Raw genomic sequence first — 18370 nt, 5'->3', positions numbered from 1 at the left:
GAGAAGCGCCCGTCCGGGACGGACGGGCGCTTCTGCGGGGGCGGCGGGGGCGGCGGCCGGCCGGGGCACTGGGTGCCGGGCCGGGGCGTTGCGGGCCGGACCGAGATGTCGCGGGCCGGGCCGCGGGCCCTTCGGGCCGGGGGCGGGCGCTACTTCTTCGGCTTGCCGCTCTCGTCGCTGGAGAGCACCGCGATGAACGCCTCCTGGGGGACCTCCACGGAGCCGACCATCTTCATCCGCTTCTTGCCCTCCTTCTGCTTCTCCAGCAGCTTCCGCTTACGGGAGATGTCACCGCCGTAGCACTTGGCGAGGACGTCCTTGCGGATGGCCCGGATGGTCTCGCGGGCGATGACCCGCGAGCCGATGGCCGCCTGGACGGGCACCTCGAACGCCTGCCGCGGGATCAGCTCGCGCAGCTTGGCGACGAGCCGCACACCGTAGGCGTACGCCTGGTCCTTGTGGGTGATCGCGGAGAAGGCGTCGACCTTGTCGCCGTGCAGCAGGATGTCGACCTTGACCAGGCTGGAGGACTGCTCGCCGGTGGGCTCGTAGTCGAGCGAGGCGTAGCCGCGGGTCTTGGACTTCAGCTGGTCGAAGAAGTCGAAGACGATCTCCGCGAGGGGGAGGGTGTAGCGGATCTCGACCCGGTCCTCGGAGAGGTAGTCCATGCCGAGCAGGGTGCCGCGCCGGTTCTGGCACAGCTCCATGATCGAACCGATGAACTCGCTGGGCGCGAGGATCGTGGCGCGCACGACCGGCTCGTACACCTCGTCGATCTTGCCCTCGGGGAACTCGCTCGGATTGGTGACGGTGTGCTCGGTGCCGTCCTCCATGACCACGCGGTAGACCACGTTCGGGGCGGTCGCGATCAGGTCGAGGCCGAACTCCCGCTCCAGGCGCTCCCGGATGACGTCCAGGTGGAGCAGGCCGAGGAAGCCGACGCGGAAGCCGAAGCCGAGGGCCGCGGAGGTCTCCGGCTCGTAGACCAGGGCCGCGTCGTTGAGGAGCAGCTTGTCCAGGGCGTCGCGCAGCTCCGGGTAGTCCGAGCCGTCCAGCGGGTACAGGCCCGAGAAGACCATGGGCTTCGGGTCCTTGTAGCCGCCGAGGGCCTCGGTGGCGCCCTTGGTGAGCTGGGTGATCGTGTCGCCGACCTTGGACTGGCGGACGTCCTTCACACCCGTGATCAGATAGCCCACCTCGCCGACGCCCAGGCCGTCGGCCGGGAGCATCTCGGGCGAGTTGGTGCCGATCTCCAGCAGTTCGTGGGTGGCGCCGGTCGACATCATCCGGATGCGCTCGCGCTTGCTGAGCTTGCCGTCGACGACGCGGACGTAGGTCACGACACCGCGGTACGAGTCGTAGACCGAGTCGAAGATCATGGCGCGGGCCGGGGCGTCGGCCACGCCCACGGGGGCCGGGACCTCCCGGACGACCCGGTCGAGCAGCGCCTCGACGCCGACACCGGTCTTCGCGGAGACCCGCAGCACGTCGTCGGGGTCGCAGCCGACCAGGTTCGCCAGCTCCTCGGCGAACTTCTCCGGCTGGGCGGCCGGCAGGTCGATCTTGTTGAGGACGGGGACGATCGCCAGGTCGTTCTCCATCGCGAGATAGAGGTTGGCGAGCGTCTGCGCCTCGATGCCCTGGGCGGCGTCGACCAGCAGGATCGTGCCCTCGCAGGCGGCCAGGGACCGGGACACCTCATAGGTGAAGTCCACGTGGCCGGGGGTGTCGATCATGTTGAGGATGTGCGTCCGGCCCTGCCCCTCACCCTCGGTGGGGCTCCACGGCAGGCGGACGGCCTGGGACTTGATCGTGATGCCGCGCTCGCGCTCGATGTCCATCCGGTCGAGGTACTGCGCGCGCATCTGCCGCTGTTCGACGACACCGGTGAGCTGGAGCATCCGGTCGGCAAGCGTGGACTTGCCGTGGTCGATGTGCGCGATGATGCAGAAGTTGCGGATCAGCGCCGGGTCGGTACGGCTCGGCTCGGGCACGGAGGGAGGAGTCGCGGGCACGCAGGGTCCTGATTCTTCGGCAGACGCCGGGTCGGTGAGGCTCGCCTCGGGACGGTGTCGGATCGATACGCAGGCTCCTATCGTCCCATGCGCGCGGGACTGCGCCCGGTTTGGGCCACCCGAGTGCCTGCTGGTAGCCTGACGAGCTGTGTCTCGTGCCCTCTCATGTGCGGGACGCACCCTGCAAGATCACAGATCATCGAACCTGAGAAGGCTCTTTTCGTGGCGAACATCAAGTCCCAGATCAAGCGGAACAAGACGAACGAGAAGGCGCGCCTGCGCAACAAGGCCGTCAAGTCGTCGCTCAAGACCGCGATCCGCAAGGCCCGCGAGGCCGTCGCCGCCGGCGACGCCGAGAAGGCGACCGTGGCGGCCCGTGCCGCTTCCCGTCAGCTCGACAAGGCCGTCTCCAAGGGTGTCATCCACAAGAACGCCGCCGCCAACAAGAAGTCGGCGCTGGCTTCCAAGGTCGCCTCCCTCCAGGGCTGAGCACCGCATCTGAACTGATCGCTGTCGGGGACCCAGCGGGCCCTCTCTTCCGCTCCCGGACAGCACCCTCCGCGCCGCACGCGGCCTGCGTTCGCCACGCGGGTGCGGCGCACCGAGCATGAGACAGGGGCCCCGGTGGCCGTCCTTCCCCAGGACGGCCACCGGGGCCCTTGTCATGGCCGCTCGCGTGCGCCGGGGTCCGGGCGGGGCGCGGGACGGGCGCGCCGGCGGCGGGCCGGGCGCGGCCGGTCATCGCGCGGGCGGGCCGGGCGCGGGCGGGAGGCCCCGGCCACGCCCGGGCCGGTGGGTCAGGCGCGACGGGTGCGGGCGGCGCGGGCGACGGCGACGACCGCCTTCTCCAGGGCGTACTCCGGGTCGTCGCCCCCTCCCTTCACGCCCGCGTCGGCCTCGGCGACCGCCCGCAGGGCGACGGCGACGCCGTCCGCGGTCCAGCCGCGCATCTGCCGGCGGACACGGTCGATCTTCCAGGGCGGCATACCCAGCTCACGGGCGAGGTCGGCGGGGCGGCCCCCGCGCGCGGTCAGCAGCTTCCCGATCGCCCGGACGCCCTGCGCCAGCGCGCTGGTGATCAGGACCGGGGCCACGCCCGTGGAGAGGGACCAGCGCAGCGCCTCCAACGCCTCCGCCGCCCTGCCCTCCACCGCCCGGTCCGCGATGGTGAAGCTCGACGCCTCGGCGCGGCCCGTGTAGTAGCGCGCGACCACGGCCTCGTCGACGGTGCCCTCCACGTCCGCCGTGAGCTGGGACACGGCGGAGGCGAGCTCCCGCAGATCGCTGCCGATCGCGTCCACCAGGGCCTGGCAGGCCTCGGGGGTCGCGGACCGGCCGAGGGACCTGAACTCCTGGCGCACGAAGGTCAGCCGCTCGGCGGGCTTGGTGGTCTTCGGGCAGGCGACCTCACGCGCTCCGGCCTTGCGGGCCGCGTCCAGGACGCCCTTGCCCTTCGCGCCGCCCGGGTGCAGCAGGACGAGGGTGATCTCCTCGGCCGGGGCGCCGAGATACGCCTTCACGTCCTTGATCGTGTCGGCGGAGAGGTCCTGCGCGTTGCGCACGATCACGACCTTGCGCTCGGCGAAGAGCGAGGGGCTGGTCAACTCGTCGAGGGTGCCGGGCTGCACCTGGTCGGCGGTGAGGTCGCGCACGTCCGTGTCGGCGTCCGCCGCGCGGGCGGCGGCGACCACCTGCTGGACCGCGCGGTCCAGCAGAAGATCCTCCTGGCCCACGGCGAGGGTCACGGGGGCGAGCGGGTCGTCGGTCGAACTGTTCCTGGCCATCGTGGCAAGCATCCCACGCACCACCGACAGCCTTGGGCGCCAGGGCTGTCGGCCAGCGTCCGGCCGCTCCGGTCCACGAGCCCCGGCGGGCACCTCCCGGTCAGGACTCCTCGCGCCACCCGTCCCAGCCCGCGACGAACTCGTCCAGGGCGAGCGCGTCCAGCCGGCCGTCCGGGTCCTCGACGACCACCAGCCACTGCGCGTCCTCGGCGTCGTCCTCCCCCGCGAGGGCGTCCCGCACCAACTGGGGCTCCTCGGCCACCCCGAAGCGGTCACCGAGGGACTCCGCGACCTCCTCGGCCGTGTCACGGTCGGGCAGCACCAGCACATGTCTCACTTCGCTCACCCCCGCATTGTGCCGCGCCCGTTCAGACGGCCACCGGCCCGGTCGGGGCGAACACCGCGACCTCCGGCACCTCACCCGGTTCCAGCCCGAAGTGCTCCCGGTAGGCGTCCAGCACCTCCCGGTCGCTCCCCAGTAGACGTTCCGAGCGCTCGCCGCGCACGGTCGTCACCAGTTTCCGCCCCGACAGGGTGACCCGGCCCTCCTCGGTGAACCGCGAACAGACCAGCGAGGCGGTGAAGTGCGAGGCGGGACAGGTGCGGTGGTACCAGCTGCCGACCTCGAACTCGGCGAGCGCCCGCGGCCTGGTGTCCAGCCGGAACTGCGGCACCCCGCCGCGGAGCAGATCGAGGTCCCCGTGCCCCGGGCCGTCCAGCAGCCGGAACACCCCGGCCGGGTCCTCCTGGTCCGACCGCGCGTCCAGCAGCAGCGGCCACCGGGAGTGGTCGCCGAACCCCACATCCGCCAGCCACGGCCCCGTACCGTCGGCCGGCTCCACCCGGAGCGCCAGATGGTCGTACGGGATGCCGAGAGTGCCGTCCCCGCCGAACACCCGGGCCTGGTGGAGGGTGACCCCGTAGCCCAGCGCCCGCAGCAACGCGGCGAAGGCACCGTTGAGTTCGTAGCAGAAGCCGCCCCGGTGACGCTCGACGATCTTCGCGACGAGACGTACCTCCTCCAGCACCACCTCCTCACGCCGGTGCACCGACAGGTTCTCGAAGGGCACGGACAGCAGGTGCCGTACCTGGAGCTCCCGCAGGGCCGCGCCGTCCGCGCGCTCCGGCCGGGCGGCTCCGATGCGCCGCAGATAGGCGTCGACGGCCTCCGCGGACAACCCGCCCGCCCGGTCCCGCCGTTCCTCGATGGTTCCCATGCGGACAGTCTTCCGAGGCGGACCCGGGTGACGCCAACCGGGTCCGTCCTAGGCCGTGCGGCGGAGACCGCCTCGGCCGGTCGTCCGAGGGCGCCGGGCGAGCCCGGCGGCCTAGCGTCGGGATCATGACGACCCCGGAGCCGGCGCGAAGCCGGGAACAGCGCGTGCGGGACGCCCTCCGCCGCCTCGCCGACGACGAGGACGCCTGGGTGGCGACCGCATCCCCCGACGGCCGGCCGTGCTCGGTGCCTCTCTCCTTCCACTGGGACGGGAGCACACTGCTGATGTCCACCCGCCGCACCAACCCGACCGCCCGGAACGTGACGCCGCGCGGCCGCTGCGTGGTCAGCCTCGGCCACACCCGCGACGTGGTCCTCGTCGAGGGCGACGCCGAGACCGTGGAGGGCGGTGACCTGGACGCCGCCTCGGCCGACGCCTTCGCGGCGAAGCTGGGCTGGGACCCGAGGGAGCAGAGGCGGTGGGTGTACCTGCGGATCACCCCTCGGCAGGTCCGCGCCTGGCGGGAGGTCAACGAGCTGGCCGACCGCCTGATCATGCGCGACGGCCACTGGCTCGCCTCACCGCAGGCGTGAACCCGGACCGGCGGCCCTCGCGGGAAGCGTGCCCCCGGGCCGGCCCCAGCGGGAGCGCGAGCCCGGACCCGCGGCCGGTCACGGGCCCTCCCCACGCGGCGGCCCGCGGCTCGTGACCGCCCGCAGCCGGGATCCCGTGCCGCTCACGGCGATCGAGCCGTCGCGGTCGGTCCGCAGGACCAGCGCACCCAGCGATCGCAGCAGCCCGACCGTGCGGGGTGAGGGGTGCCCGTAGGGGTTGTCCCGGCCGCAGCTCACGAGCGCCAGTCTCGGCCGGACCTCCGCGGCGAGCGCCGCGTGCTGGTGGGCCGAGCCGTGGTGGGCCACCTTGAGCACATCCACCCGGGGCAGCATCGGGCGGGCCCGGAGCAGTGCCTGCTGGGCGGGCGGCTCCAGGTCGCCCAGGAGCAGCAGCGTCGGACCGCCCTCGACGCGGACCAGCAGCGTCACACTGGCGTCGTTCGCGCCGCCGGCCACCGCCCCGGGCCGGTGATCCGGCCACAGGACCTCCCACTCGACGCCCCCGGCCCGCCGGCGCTCACCGGGGGCTGCCCGGATCACCTCCACCCCGGCCCGGGCCGCGGTCCGGTCGACGAACTCGGCCTGTGCGGCGGGTTCCTCCAGGTGCGTGGTCTGGATCGCGCCCACACTCCGCCCGCCGAGCACCCCGGGAAGACCGGCGACATGGTCGGCGTGGAAGTGGGTCACGACCAGCAGGGGCACGCTGGTCACGCCCAGTTCGCGCAGGCAGCGGTCGGCCGGCTCGGGGTCCGGCCCCGCGTCGACGACCACGGCCCTGCCCTCCCCCACCGACACGACGGTGCTGTCTCCTTGCCCGACATCGCACATCACGTAGTCCCAGTCGGGCGGCGGCCAGCCCGTGACCACCCGGGTGAGGGGCGCCGGGCGGGCGACCACCAGGAGGAGCAGCAGGACGCAGACCGCCCCGGCCAGCGGATGCCGTGGCAGCCGCCGGGCGAGGACGACGACCGTGAGGGTGACCACGGCGAGCAGCAGCCCTCCGGACCAGCCACCGGGCCAGTGCAGCCCCGCACCGGGCAGCTCCGCCCCGCACCGCGCGACGACGGCGATCCAGCCCGCGGGCCACCCGGCGCACCAGGCGATCACCTCCGCGACGGGCATGGCCACGGGTGCGGCGCCCAGCGCGGCGAACCCGAGAACGGTGGCGGGTGCGACGGCGAGCTCCGCGGCCAGGTTGCACGGGATGGCCACCAGGCTGACCCGGGCCGCGAACACCGCGACCACGGGTCCGCAGACCGCCTGCGCGGCGGCGGCAGCGGCCAGGGCCTCGGCGATCCGCGGCGGGACGCCTCTGCCTTGGAGGGCCGCACTCCAGCGAGGCGCGAGCGTCAGGAGGGCGCCGGTCGCCAGCACGGACAGCAGAAAGCCGTAACTGCGCGCCAGCCAGGGGTCGTAGAGCACCAGCAGCAGGACGGCCGCCGCCAGGGCGGGCAGCAGGGACCGGCGGCGCCCGGTGGCGATGGCGAGCAGGGTGACGAGGCCGCAGGCGGCCGCCCGCAGAACACTCGGCTCGGGACGGCAGACCACGACGAACGCCAGCACCAGGCCGCCGCCGAGGAGCGCCGTGTTCCGCAGGGTGATGCCCAGGCGAGGTGCCAGACCCCCTCGTTCGGCGAGCAGTGCCCGGCCAGGCGGGCCGATGAGCAGCAGGAGCACGATCGTGAGGTTGCTTCCGCTGACGGCGGTGAGGTGGGTCAGGTCCGTCGCCTCGAACGCCTCCTGGAGGTCGGCGGGCATCCGGGAGGTGTCGCCGACGACCAGACCGGGGAGCAAAGCCCTGGCGTCCGGCGGCAGTTCGCCGGTCGCCTCGCGCAGGCCGGCGCGCAGGTCCCCGGCGAATCGCTGGGCAGTGGTCGGCGGGCCGGTGACCCGTGGGCCCGATCCCGCCCGGACCCGCAGCACGGCGGCGAAGCGGTCGTCCGGACGCTGCGGGGGCGCGAGGCTCCCGGACAGCGCCAGGCGGGTCGAGGGCAGCAGACTCCGCCAGTCGCTGTCCCGCCCCGCGGCCGTGACCAGGACCAGCACCGGTGTGCGGAGGTCGGTGCTCTCGCCGTGCGGCCCCCGGACATGAACCGCCTCCGCGTCGAACACGATCGCCTCCGGTGCCGTGCGGTCGCCGACGGCCTTGGGCAGCAGCGGGCGCGGGTCGGAACGCACCGCCACCTCGGCGGTGACGACCACGCCCTGCCGGGCCAGCTCCGGCAGCGGGCCACGCCGCAGGTCCGCCACATGCAGGCCCGCGACGGTCGCCCCGGCGGCGGCGCACAGCAGGGCGCCCGCGACGGCCGTGGCCCGGAGCCGGAGTCCGGCACCGGGGTCGCGCAGGGCTCGGGCAGACGCGTCCCGCCCGGTCCGGTGGCCGCCGCCCGTGTGCCCGGCGAGCAGCAGCGCACCGGCCGCCGACACGGAGACGACCACCCCCACCGCGGTCGCCCGGCCCGGCACCCCGAGGGCCAGGGCGGCCGCGCCCCAGGCCGCGAGGGCGAGCGGTACGAGCCGGAGGTCGGCCGGGCCCTCCCCGCCCCACCGGGGCGGGTGCGGACCGTCGTCCGCGCGGCGAGCGCCCGTGGCGGCGGACGGCGGCCGCAGCACGGCCCCCGGTGCGGCCCGGTTCATGGCCGCACCTTGCCCTGCAGATCGGCGAACCGCCGTTCGCCGATCCCGTTCACGTCGCGCAGTTCCTCGACCGTGCGGAAGCCGCCGTTGCGCGTGCGGTGGTCGATGATGTGCTGGGCGAGCACGGGGCCGACGCCCGGCAGTGTCTCCAACTGCTCGGCGGTGGCGGTGTTCAGACTGACCGGAGCGGAGCCCCCGTCTCCCGCAGCCCCGGCCACCGGGCCTGCGGCGACGGCCATCGGCAGTCCGACCACCACCTGTTCGCCGTCGTTCAGGACGCGGGCCCGGTTGAGCCCGGTCAGATCCGCGCCGCGCTCCACTCCCCCGGCGGCCTCCAGGGCGTCGTCGACCCGTGAGCCGGCGGGCAGCCGCAGCACACCCGGCTTGCGCACCTTGCCGCTCACGTCCACGACGATCCGGGCCGAGGGCGCGGCGGTGACGGCCCCCGGGAGGGCCCCGCCGGGTGGGCCGGCGGGGCGATCGTCGTCCGCCGCCCGGACCTCGCCCTGCCGGACCACCTCCGGCGCGGCCACCGGTTGCGGGCGGCCGGACCAGAAGTGCTGGACGGCGAAGAGCCCGGCGGCCACGAGGACGACGGCCAGAGCCGCGAGAGTGCGCGGTTCGAGCCCGCAGCGGAGCTGCACCCAGAGCGGCAGCCGCTCCCGCAACGCGGTCCACCGCGAGCCCACGCCCGGTTCCGCAGCAGTGCCCAGGGCCATCCGCCCGCTGCCGGCCCCCGCGCCCGCTGCGTCGGGCAGAGCCGGCGCAGGGGGCCCATCTGGCAGGCCGGCCACGCCCGGCGTCGTACCTGGCGGGCCGGGCCGTGGTGGCTCGTCCACCGGGGCGCGGCCTTCCGCCCTCTGTGCCCCGCCAGGGCGAGGAACGGACGGCGGCCGGCCGGAGGGCCCTGCGCCCGGGACCGGCGCCGACGCGCCCGCCGGGGGCATGAACAGCGCCTCGGCACGGCGGCGCGAGGCGGTCACGGGCGGCGCGGCACCCCGGCCGGGGCGCGGGCCCGCCGACACCTGCGACGTGCTCCGCACAGGCCCACCGCGCCCACGCGCCCCGTCCCCGTCGTCCTCCGGGTCGTCGTTGGCGATGCCCAGGGAGGCCCCGCGCGGCCAGCCCGCGAAAGGCCCGCCCGGGCCGAGTTCGTCGGACGACGTGCCCAGCCCCGGGTCCGGCGCGGGGCCCGGTCCGCCGCCGCCCGCGCCCGCGCGATGGCGGCCGGTCGGCCTGCGCAGCGGGGCGAGGCGCCCATGACGGTGCCGGGCACGGCCGTCGGAAGCGTGCGGACGACCGGGACCACTGGTTGCGAAAGAGCTGCGAAAGGTCATGCCGAGAACGCTAGGGAGCGCCCCCGAACCCCGCTGAGCTGCGTCAAATCCCGTGGATAACCAGGCCCTTGTGGATATCCCGCTCACTCACACAAGTGAACAAAACCGCCCGCCCACCCCTTGTGGCCTCAACCCTCAGCGCCTCAGCGCACCGACTCTTCCTCTTCAACGCTTCAACGCTTCAACGCGAGGAGACCACGACCGCGAGCAGTCCCGGACCGGTGTGCGCGCCGATCACCGCTCCCACCTCGCTGACGTGCAGGTCCGCCAGGCCGATGACCCGGTCCCGCAGCCGGTCGGCGAGCACCGCCGCCCGGTCCGGGGCCGCCAGGTGATGCACCGCGATGTCCACGGGCGCGGTCCCCGCCCGCTCCGCCGCGATCTCCTCCAGCCGCGCGATGGCCCGGGAGGCGGTGCGCACACGTTCCAGCGGCCCGATCCGGCCGTCCTCCAGGGTCAGCAGCGGCTTGACCGCGAGCGCCGACCCCAGGAGGGCCTGCGCCGCCCCGATCCGGCCGCCGCGCCGCAGGAAGTCCAGGGTGTCGACGTAGAAGTAGGCGGAGGTGCCCTCGGCACGCTTCTCCGCCGCCGCGACCGCCTCGTCCAGCGAGCCGCCCGCCTCGGCCACCTCGGCCGCCGCCAGGGCGCAGAACCCGAGGGCCATGGCGACCATGCCGGTGTCCACGACACGGACCGGCACGGGCGCGTCCTTCGCCGCGAGGACGGCGGCGTCGTAGGTGCCGGAGAACTCCGACGACAGGTGCAGGGAGACGATCGCGCTCGCCCCGGCCTCGGCCCTCGCTCGGTACGCGCGGGCGAAGGTCTCCGGGCTCGGGCGTGAGGTGGTCACCGGGCGGCGCTTCTGCAGGGCCGCGGCCAGCGAGCGCGCCGAGATCTCGGTGCCCTCCTCCAGTGCCTGGTCACCGAGGACGACGGTCAGCGGCACCGCGGTGATGCCGTGCCGCTCCATCGCCGGGGCCGGCAGGTAGGCCGTGGAATCGGTGACGATCGCGACATGGCGGGACATGAGCGGGAGGTTACCCTCCGGGCGCGCCGGACGGCAGCCCAGGGCCCCTCCCGCCCCCGCCGGGCACTCCGCTCGGCCCGCGGTCGCGGCTCGGTTCGTGGCCTGGGCTCAGCCGCGGTCCCGCCAAGTTCGGAGCCTCGGCTCAGTTCGTAGTCACGGCTCGGTCGCGGTCTGGGCCCGGTTCGCAGTCACGGCTCGGTCGCGGCCTGGGCCCGGTTCGCAGCCCCGGCTCAGTTCGTGGTCTCGGGACGCGGGGACTTCTGCCAGGAGTAGGTGTTCAGCCGCGGGTCGGGCGCCGTGATCGCCTGGGGCTGCCCCTCGGCGGGCCCCCCACCGCCCTCCGCGGATCGCGCGGGCCCGCCCGCTGCCCCGTCGGCCGCCCCGGCCCCGGGCCAGGACGCCGTGCGGCCGGCGCCCTGTGCCGAGGACGCGTCCGCCTGCGCAGCCCCCTCCTGCGACCAGTGGCGCAGCGCCCCCGCCTCCATGTCGATCTGCGAGCTCAGCGAGTCGAGGTCGTCGGCGGCGAAGCGCTGCGCCCGGTCCCGGGCCGCCCAGCGGAGCGCGTCCGAGGAATGGGTGACCCGCTCGGTGCGCTCACGCAGCTCGGGCAGGAGCGAGGCGACCTTCGCACGGTCGGGCTCGCGCTCCAGGCGCTTGAGGTCGGCGTCCAGTTCGTGGCCGTGCGCGCTGAGGCGGCGGAAGAGGTCCAGCGACTCCGACAGCGAGGCGTCCTCGGCCACGCCCGCCTCCAGCGCGTCCTGGGTGGCGCGCATCGAGGTGCGCAGGGACAGCCGCAACTGGGCCAGCTCGCCCGCCGGGCCGGGCTGCCCGTAGGTGCGGGCGCGCAGGGTGGTGTCCTCGACCGTGCGACGGGCCTGGTTCACCGTGCGCTCGACTCCGCGCTTCGCCGCGCCCACCGCCTTCACGCCCGCGTAGACCCCGAGGGCCACCATGGCGAGGAAGAGCACCGCCAGAATCACGACGAAACTCTCCATGGACCCCTCCGGCGTCGACTACGGTCCCGCCGCGGCGCCCGCAACGGAATCCCGCGGCTGTTCTTCTCCCACGGTAAACGGAAAGGGCAGGCCGAGGGTTCCAGCGGAACCCCCAACCTGCCCTTAAGGGGTGTCCCGGGGCACTCTCCTGGCCCGTTGCGCGGGCGCCGTGTTGACTGCCCCGCCCGCGCCCCCGGCCTCGAACCCCCGGCGGAACCTACGCCGGCACGATGTTGACCAGCTTCGGCGCCCTGACGATCACCTTGCGGATCCCGGCGCCGCCCAGCGCCGCCACGACCGCCTCGTCACCCAGTGCCAGCTTCTCCAGCTCCTCGTCCGTGATCGACGGCGGCACCTCCAGGCGGGCCTTGATCTTGCCCTTGATCTGGACGACGCAGGTCACGGTCTCGTCGACCACGTACGCCGGGTCGGCCACCGGGAAGTCCGCGTGCACCACGGAGCCGGTGTGACCCAGCCGGTGCCACAGCTCCTCCGCGATGTGCGGGGCCAGCGGCGCGATCAGCAGCACCAGGCGCTCGGCGACCGACCGGGACAGCGGGGCACCGCCCTTGGTCAGGTGGTTGTTCAGCTCGGTGATCTTCGCGATCGCCGTGTTGAACCGCATCGCGGCAAGGTCCTGGCCGGCCCCGTCGATCGCCTTGTGCAGGGCGCGCAGGGTGTCCTCGTCCGGCTCGGTGTCGACGACGGTGACCTCGCCGGTCGACTCGTCGACGATGTTGCGCCACAGCCGCTGCAGCAGCCGGTACTGGCCGACGACCGCGCGGGTGTCCCACGGGCGGGAGACGTCCAGCGGGCCCATCGCCATCTCGTACAGGCGCAGGGTGTCGGCGCCGTACTCGGCGCAGATCTCGTCGGGCGTGACCGCGTTCTTCAGGGACTTGCCCATCTTGCCCAGCTCGCGCTTGACCGGCTCGCCCTCGAAGAAGAACGCGCCGTCCCGCTCCTCGACCTCGGCCGCCGCCACCGGGAACCCGCGGCTGTCCCGGTACACGTACGCCTGGATCATGCCCTGGTTGTACAGCTTGTGGAACGGCTCGGCGGAGGAGACATGTCCCAGGTCGAACAGGACCTTGGACCAGAAGCGCGCGTACAGCAGGTGCAGCACGGCGTGCTCGGCGCCGCCGACGTACAGGTCGACACCGCCGTGCGGCTTGCCGTCCCGCGGGCCCATCCAGTAGTGCTCGATCTCGGGGCCGACCAGCTTGTCGCTGTTGTGCGGGTCCAGGTAGCGCAGCTCGTACCAGCAGGAACCGGCCCAGTTGGGCATGGTGTTGGTCTCGCGGCGGTACTTCTTCGGCCCGTCGCCCAGGTCCAGGGTGACGTTGACCCAGTCCTCGTTGCGGGACAGGGGCGTCTCCGGCTGGGTGTCCGCGTCGTCCGGCTCGAAGGTGCGCGGCGAGTAGTCGTCGACCTCCGGCAGCTCCAGCGGCAGCATGGACTCGGGCAGCGCGTGGGCGATGCCGTCCTCGTCGTAGACGATCGGGAAGGGCTCGCCCCAGTAGCGCTGGCGGCTGAACAGCCAGTCGCGCAGGCGGAAGTTGATGGTGCCCTCGCCGACGCCCCGGGCGACCAGCCACTCGATGATGCGGCTCTTGGCCTCGGCCACGTCCAGGCCGTTCAGCGAGATCTCGTCGTTGGCGGAGTTGATCGCCGGGCCCTGGCCGGTGTACGCCTCGCCCTCCCAGCCCTCGGGCGGCTGCACGGTGCGGACCACGGGCAGGCCGAAGGCCTCGGCGAACTCCCAGTCCCGCTCGTCCTGTCCGGGGACGGCCATGATCGCGCCGGTGCCGTAGCCCATCAGCACGTAGTCGGCGACGAAGACGGGCACGCGCTCGCCGGTGACCGGGTTGACCGCGTGGGCGCCGGAGAAGACGCCGGTCTTGTCCTTGTGCTCGGTCTGCCGCTCGACGTCGGACTTGGTCTGCGCCTGCTTGCGGTACGCGGCGACGGCCTCGGCCGGGGTCGCGGCACCGCCGGTCCACGCCTCGGGGACGCCCTCGGGCCACGCGGCGGGCAGGATCGAGTCGATCAGGCCGTGCTCGGGGGCCAGCACCATGTAGGTGGCGCCGAACAGGGTGTCGGGGCGGGTGGTGAAGACGGTGATCGCCGCGTCGGGGCGGCCGTCGACGGCGAAGTCGACGCGGGCGCCCTCGGAGCGCCCGATCCAGTTGCGCTGCTGCAGCTTGATGGCCTCGGGCCAGTCCAGCGCGTCCAGATCGTCCAGCAGGCGGTCCGCGTAGGCGGTGATGCGCATGTTCCACTGGCGCAGCTTCGCCTTGAAGACGGGGAAGTTGCCGCGCTCGGAGCGGCCGTCGGAGGTGACCTCCTCGTTCGCCAGCACGGTGCCCAGGCCCGGGCACCAGTTGACGGGCGCGTCGGAGGCGTACGCCAGGCGGTACTCGCCCAGGACGTCGGCGCGCTCACCGGAGGTCAGCTCGGCCCAGGCGCGCCCGCCGGGCAGCTCGCGGGAGCCGTTCTCGAACTGCTCGACCAGCTCGGCGATCGGGCGGGCCTTCTTCGCCTCCGTGTCGTACCAGGAGTTGAAGATCTGCAGGAAGATCCACTGGGTCCAGCGGTAGTAGTCCGGGTCGATCGTGGCGAAGGAGCGGCGCTTGTCGTGGCCCAGGCCCAGCCGGCGCAGCTGCGCCTTCATGTTGACGATGTTGGCCTCGGTGGAGACCCGGGGGTGGGTGCCGGTCTGCACCGCGTACTGCTCGGCGGGCAGGCCGAAGGCGTCGAAGCCCAGGGTGTGCAGGACGTTGTGGCCGGTCATCCGCTGGTGGCGCGCGAAGACGTCGGTGGCGATGTAGCCCAGGGGATGGCCTACGTGCAGACCCGCGCCCGAGGGGTACGGGAACATGTCCATGATGAACTTCGCGGGCCGGGCCGCGACGGCCGGGTCCCCGGCCAGGTCACCGCTCGGGTTGGGCGCCTCGTAGGTGCCGTCCGCGTCCCAGAAGTCCTGCCAGCGTGCCTCGATGTCGGCCGCCATGGCAGCCGTGTAACGATGCGGGGCTGCCGCCTCGGCAGCAGAGTTCGTCTCGCTCATGATCCTTGAAAGCTCCATCGATCGTCTCTGCCGGCTGCCGCGATTCATCCGCTCCGGCCGGTCGTCCGGTGATCCGGTGAAATGAAAAATCCCCTCGCACAGGAGGGGACGCCGCGCTGGTTCCGACGTTTTCCGTCATCCGTCGGGAGTGGTCAGCGCGGCTCGCTAAGCAGAAGGCGTACGGCACGCATGGCGTCAGGGTACCGCAGCCGGGGAACGGGCCGCATGCGCCCGGTGGCCGGGGCCGCGCCCCACCCGTCCCGCCCCCGGCCCAACCCTGCGGAGGGCATTACTCCGCGTATCGGCCGGATCCAGGGCAACCCCCGGGTCACTTGGCGCTCCTTCACCTCAGATAACGCCGAAACCCGCTACCACGCGGTATGGGTCGACCTAGAGTGCGTCAACGGGACCGCTTTCCCGCACCATTCGGAGTCGCCCCATGAACCCTCGTCTCAAACAGCGACTGTCGCCGGGCCCCGGGCCAGGACTCAGCCGCCCCGTCCAGGGCGGCCTCTACGCGGCCGCACTCGTCCTCATCCCGCTACTGGCCGTCCTCGGCAGCGACGACTTCCGCGCCGCGCTCGACTTCACCACCGGGGTCCTGTCCCTGGTGTCGCTGACCGCCTCCGTCGCCTGGGGGCTGCTCGCCACCGACCGGGTGCTGCTCGCCCCGCGGCACCGGCTGCTCGCCCAGGGCATCCACCGGACCACGGCGGTGGCCTCGCTCGGCTTCCTGCTGCTGCACGCCACCGTGAAGGTCTCGCTCGGGCACGTCGCGCTGGTCGGCGCGCTGATCCCCTTCAGCCTGGGCGTCACCGGCGCCTCGGCGCTGATCGGCTTCGGCTCGCTGGCCGGCCTGCTGATGGTCGTCGCGGCCACGACGGGCGCCCTGCGCAGCGCGCTCGCCGGCAACAGCAAGGTCGCCGGCCGCTGGCGGCCGCTCCATATGCTGGCCTATCCGGCCTGGTGCTTCGCCCTGATGCACGGACTCTACGCGGGTCGCCCCGCCGCCGGCTGGGTCGTCGCCATGTACTGCCTGGCCCTCGCCGGTGTCGCCGCCGCCGTGGCGGTACGGCTGCTGCCCCGGCCGATGCAGCGCCAGATCGCCGGCCGGATCCTCGCCCTGACCGGCGGCGGCGCCGTCCGGCCGCCGTCCGCGGAGGAGCAGGCACAGCGCGACATGACCCGCTCCCCGCTCCCCGGCACCTCCGGCATGGGCACGGCGGCCGGCATGAACACCGCGGCCGGCATGAACGCCGCTGCCGGAATGAACGCTGGGCGCCGCGGGCGCGTACCCGCTGGCATGGACCGTATGGACCGTATGGACCGGCCGGCCGGGGAACCGCCGGGCGGCGGCATCCCCCAGCAGCGCCCCTACGCGGACGATGCCCCTCCGCTGGGCGGCGGCCGCACGCAGGCCCCACGGCTCGCCGCGCCCTCGCCGCAGCTCTACGAGGTGCCCCCGCCATCGGAGGCCGACCCCTCCGTGCTGCCCGGCGGCGGCCGCGCGCCGGGGATGGCGGCCGCGTACCGCGCGGTGTCCCTGGCCGGGGACCCGTCCGCCCCGCTCGCGGAGCGGGTTCCGATGACCGAGGAGATACCCGTGGTCACGGAGTCCGGCCCGGCGCCCGGCTCCTGGCCCACCCCTTCCCCGCCGCCCCCCGCGCAGGCCCAGCGGACCGAGGCCCCGCTGTACGACACCCCGCCCCCGCCGCTGTTCGACCCTCCCCCGTCCTACGACGCGCAGCCCGCCTACGGCACGCCCGGCGACCTCGGCGACACGGGCGGCTACCCGCCCCACGACCCCGCCGCCGGCGCCCCGTCCCCGTACCCGCCCGGATCCCCGTACCAGCCCGGCGGCGGCCCCGCCTACGACCCGAACTCCCCGTACCCCGCCGCCCCGACGGCCGGGGCCGCCGACGACACGGCGGCCATGCCGGGACCGCTCTACCAGCCGCCGGCCGGGGAGCCCTGGAACGCACCCGCAGGAGAACGACCGTGAACGCCCCCCTCCCTGACGTCCCCGAGGTCCGCGTCGTCGGCCTCCCGCAACTGACGCAGGGTTTCGACCTGGTCGAACGGCTCGACCTCCAGATGCATCTGAAGGTCCACGGGCCGCTGGAGCCGGTCAGCGGCGAGCGGCTCGCCCAGCTCGCCGAGGAGATATCCCTGACCGGCCGGGGCGGGGCGGGCTTCCCGTTCGGCAAGAAACTGCGCGCGGTCGCCAAGTCGGCGATCCGCCGCGGCATCCGGCCGGTCGTCGTGGTGAACGGCAGCGAGGGGGAACCCGCCTGCCGCAAGGACACCGTCCTTCTCAACCGGGCGCCGCACCTGATCCTGGACGGCGCGCTGCTGGCCGCCGAGGCCCTCGGCGCGCGCACCCTGGTGGTCGCGGTGACGCGGAACTCCACGGAGATCTCCATGCGCGCGGCCCTCGCCGAGCGCGGCCTCTCCGACCGGCGCGGCCAGCAGCTGCGGGCGCGTGTGGTGCGCACCCCGGAAAGGATGGTCTCCGGCGAGGCGTCCTCCGTGATCCGCGCGGTCAACGGCGGGCCCGCGCTGCCGCCCGGCCGCCGGGTGCGCGCCGCCGAGTCCGGGGTCGGCGGCGCGCCGACCCTGCTGTCGAACGCCGAGACCTTCGCCCAGCTCGCGGTCGCCGCCCGGGTCGGCTCCCGGCGCTACGCCCACACCGGCCTGGACTCCGAGCCCGGCACGGTGATGCTGACGATCTCCGGGGCGGTCGCGCGGCCGATGGTCGTCGAGGTCCCGACCGGTGTCCCACTGCGCTACGTCCTCCAGCTCGCGGGCGCGCCGCCGCTCCCCCAAGGGGTGCTGACCGGCGGCTACCACGGCAACTGGATCGACGCCGCGGCCGTCCACGAGGCGGTGGTTTCCAAGGCGTCCCTGGCGTCCGTGGGGGGCGCCCTGGGGGCCGGGGCGATCCTGCCGATCGGCCCGGAGACCTGTCCGCTCGGCGAGTCCCTGCGGGTGGCGAACTGGCTGGCGGCGGAGACCGCCGGCCAGTGCGGCCCCTGCAAACTGGGCCTGCCGGCCGCCGCGGGCGGGCTGGCCGACGTCATCAACGGCGGCGGTCCCGCGGCCCTGGAGGCCCTGCGGGAGGTGACGCAGGCGGTGAAGGGCCGGGGCGCGTGCAAGCACCCGGACGGCAGCGCCCGCTTCTTCTCCTCGACCCTCTCGGCCTTCACGGACGACCTCGCCGCGCATGTCCTGCACGGCGGCTGCGGACGCCCCACGACCGGTGTGCTGCCGCTTCCCCTGCCGGGCTACGAGGAGGCCGAGGAGTCCATCCCCAGCGGGGAGAAGGTCTTCATCGACTGGACCCTCTGCCAGGGCCACGGTCTCTGCGCGGACATCGTCCCGGAGCTGATCCGGCTGAACCCGGACGGCTTCCCGTCGGTCGCGGACGCGGTGGTTCCGACGCACATGCGCGGGCGGGCGCAGCGGGCCGTGCGCCGCTGCCCGGCGCTGGCGATGCGGATCGAGCAGGTGGCGACCGCGGGGGCGCCGGAGCCGTCGTCCCGTCCGGCGCTGCCGAGCAGCAACCGCAAGGCCCTGGGCAGCGGCCGGAGTTGAGCGCGTGCCCGCCGCCCCGGGGCGGCGGGCACCCCGGACACGAGGAAGCGGGCCACCCTCACCGGGTGGCCCGCTTCCTC

Annotated in this window: 13 protein-coding genes; 4 read left to right on the top strand and 9 right to left on the bottom strand. The window is 74.1% G+C overall.

Annotation, left to right across the window (positions count from 1 at the left end; translation table 11 throughout):
• Window positions 1-149: 149 nt before the first annotated feature.
• The gene (gene lepA / locus C593_RS0107535; RefSeq protein ID WP_026277456.1) at window positions 150-2015 is read right to left on the bottom strand and encodes a translation elongation factor 4; all 1866 of its coding nucleotides are present in this window, start codon (window positions 2013-2015) and stop codon (window positions 150-152) included.
• 222 nt (window positions 2016-2237) lie between these two features.
• Here lepA and rpsT point away from each other — a divergent pair, with 222 nt between their 5' ends.
• Window positions 2238-2504: a 30S ribosomal protein S20 gene (rpsT, locus tag C593_RS0107530; RefSeq protein ID WP_018846685.1), complete on the top strand. Its 267-nt coding sequence runs from the start codon at window positions 2238-2240 to the stop codon at window positions 2502-2504.
• A 308-nt stretch (window positions 2505-2812) separates the two neighbouring features.
• Here the strand turns inward: rpsT and holA are convergent, their stop codons facing one another.
• The 3 genes from holA to C593_RS0107515 form a co-directional block, all read right to left on the bottom strand.
• Entirely contained in the window at window positions 2813-3799 is a 987-nt protein-coding gene (gene holA, locus C593_RS0107525) for a DNA polymerase III subunit delta (RefSeq protein ID WP_020610257.1), read from the bottom strand.
• Window positions 3800-3899: 100 nt separating this feature from the next.
• Entirely contained in the window at window positions 3900-4145 is a 246-nt protein-coding gene (locus tag C593_RS0107520) for a hypothetical protein (RefSeq protein ID WP_078521245.1), read from the bottom strand.
• Between the two features lie 22 nt (window positions 4146-4167).
• Window positions 4168-5016, bottom strand: a complete 849-nt coding sequence (locus C593_RS0107515; RefSeq protein WP_018846682.1) for an arylamine N-acetyltransferase — start codon at window positions 5014-5016, stop codon at window positions 4168-4170.
• 125 nt (window positions 5017-5141) lie between these two features.
• Between C593_RS0107515 and C593_RS0107510 the strand changes: the two genes are divergently transcribed.
• Complete coding sequence (locus C593_RS0107510) at window positions 5142-5609, top strand: pyridoxamine 5'-phosphate oxidase family protein (protein ID WP_026277453.1); 468 nt, start codon at window positions 5142-5144, stop codon at window positions 5607-5609.
• A gap of 78 nt (window positions 5610-5687) precedes the next feature.
• Here the strand turns inward: C593_RS0107510 and C593_RS0107505 are convergent, their stop codons facing one another.
• The 5 genes from C593_RS0107505 to leuS all read right to left on the bottom strand — a co-directional run bounded on the left by C593_RS0107505 (window position 5688) and on the right by leuS (window position 14696).
• On the bottom strand, window positions 5688-8267 hold the full coding sequence (locus tag C593_RS0107505) for a ComEC/Rec2 family competence protein (RefSeq protein WP_018846680.1): 2580 nt from the start codon (window positions 8265-8267) through the stop codon (window positions 5688-5690).
• Window positions 8264-8956 carry a helix-hairpin-helix domain-containing protein gene (locus tag C593_RS0107500; protein ID WP_018846679.1) on the bottom strand — a complete coding sequence of 231 codons (693 nt, stop codon included), beginning with the start codon at window positions 8954-8956 and terminating at the stop codon, window positions 8264-8266. The genes C593_RS0107505 and C593_RS0107500 overlap by 4 nt, the downstream gene beginning before the upstream one ends.
• Before the next feature lie 829 nt (window positions 8957-9785).
• Window positions 9786-10631, bottom strand: a complete 846-nt coding sequence (locus tag C593_RS0107495; RefSeq protein WP_018846678.1) for a DegV family protein — start codon at window positions 10629-10631, stop codon at window positions 9786-9788.
• Window positions 10632-10861: 230 nt separating this feature from the next.
• Complete coding sequence (locus tag C593_RS0107490; protein ID WP_018846677.1) at window positions 10862-11626, bottom strand: hypothetical protein; 765 nt, start codon at window positions 11624-11626, stop codon at window positions 10862-10864.
• A 217-nt stretch (window positions 11627-11843) separates the two neighbouring features.
• The gene (gene leuS, locus C593_RS0107485) at window positions 11844-14696 is read right to left on the bottom strand and encodes a leucine--tRNA ligase (RefSeq protein WP_026277452.1); all 2853 of its coding nucleotides are present in this window, start codon (window positions 14694-14696) and stop codon (window positions 11844-11846) included.
• Between the two features lie 439 nt (window positions 14697-15135).
• Here leuS and C593_RS0107480 point away from each other — a divergent pair, with 439 nt between their 5' ends.
• Both C593_RS0107480 and C593_RS0107475 read left to right on the top strand, forming a co-directional pair.
• Window positions 15136-16698, top strand: a complete 1563-nt coding sequence (locus C593_RS0107480) for a hypothetical protein (RefSeq protein ID WP_018846675.1) — start codon at window positions 15136-15138, stop codon at window positions 16696-16698.
• Entirely contained in the window at window positions 16695-18290 is a 1596-nt protein-coding gene (locus tag C593_RS0107475; protein WP_018846674.1) for an NADH-quinone oxidoreductase subunit NuoF family protein, read from the top strand. The genes C593_RS0107480 and C593_RS0107475 overlap by 4 nt, the downstream gene beginning before the upstream one ends.
• The last annotated feature ends 80 nt before the right edge of the window (window positions 18291-18370 follow it).

This window comes from Streptomyces sp. CNT372 (assembly GCF_000377145.1).
Note: the sequence above shows the minus strand (reverse complement) of the source record. Positions and strands in the feature narration are given on the sequence as shown.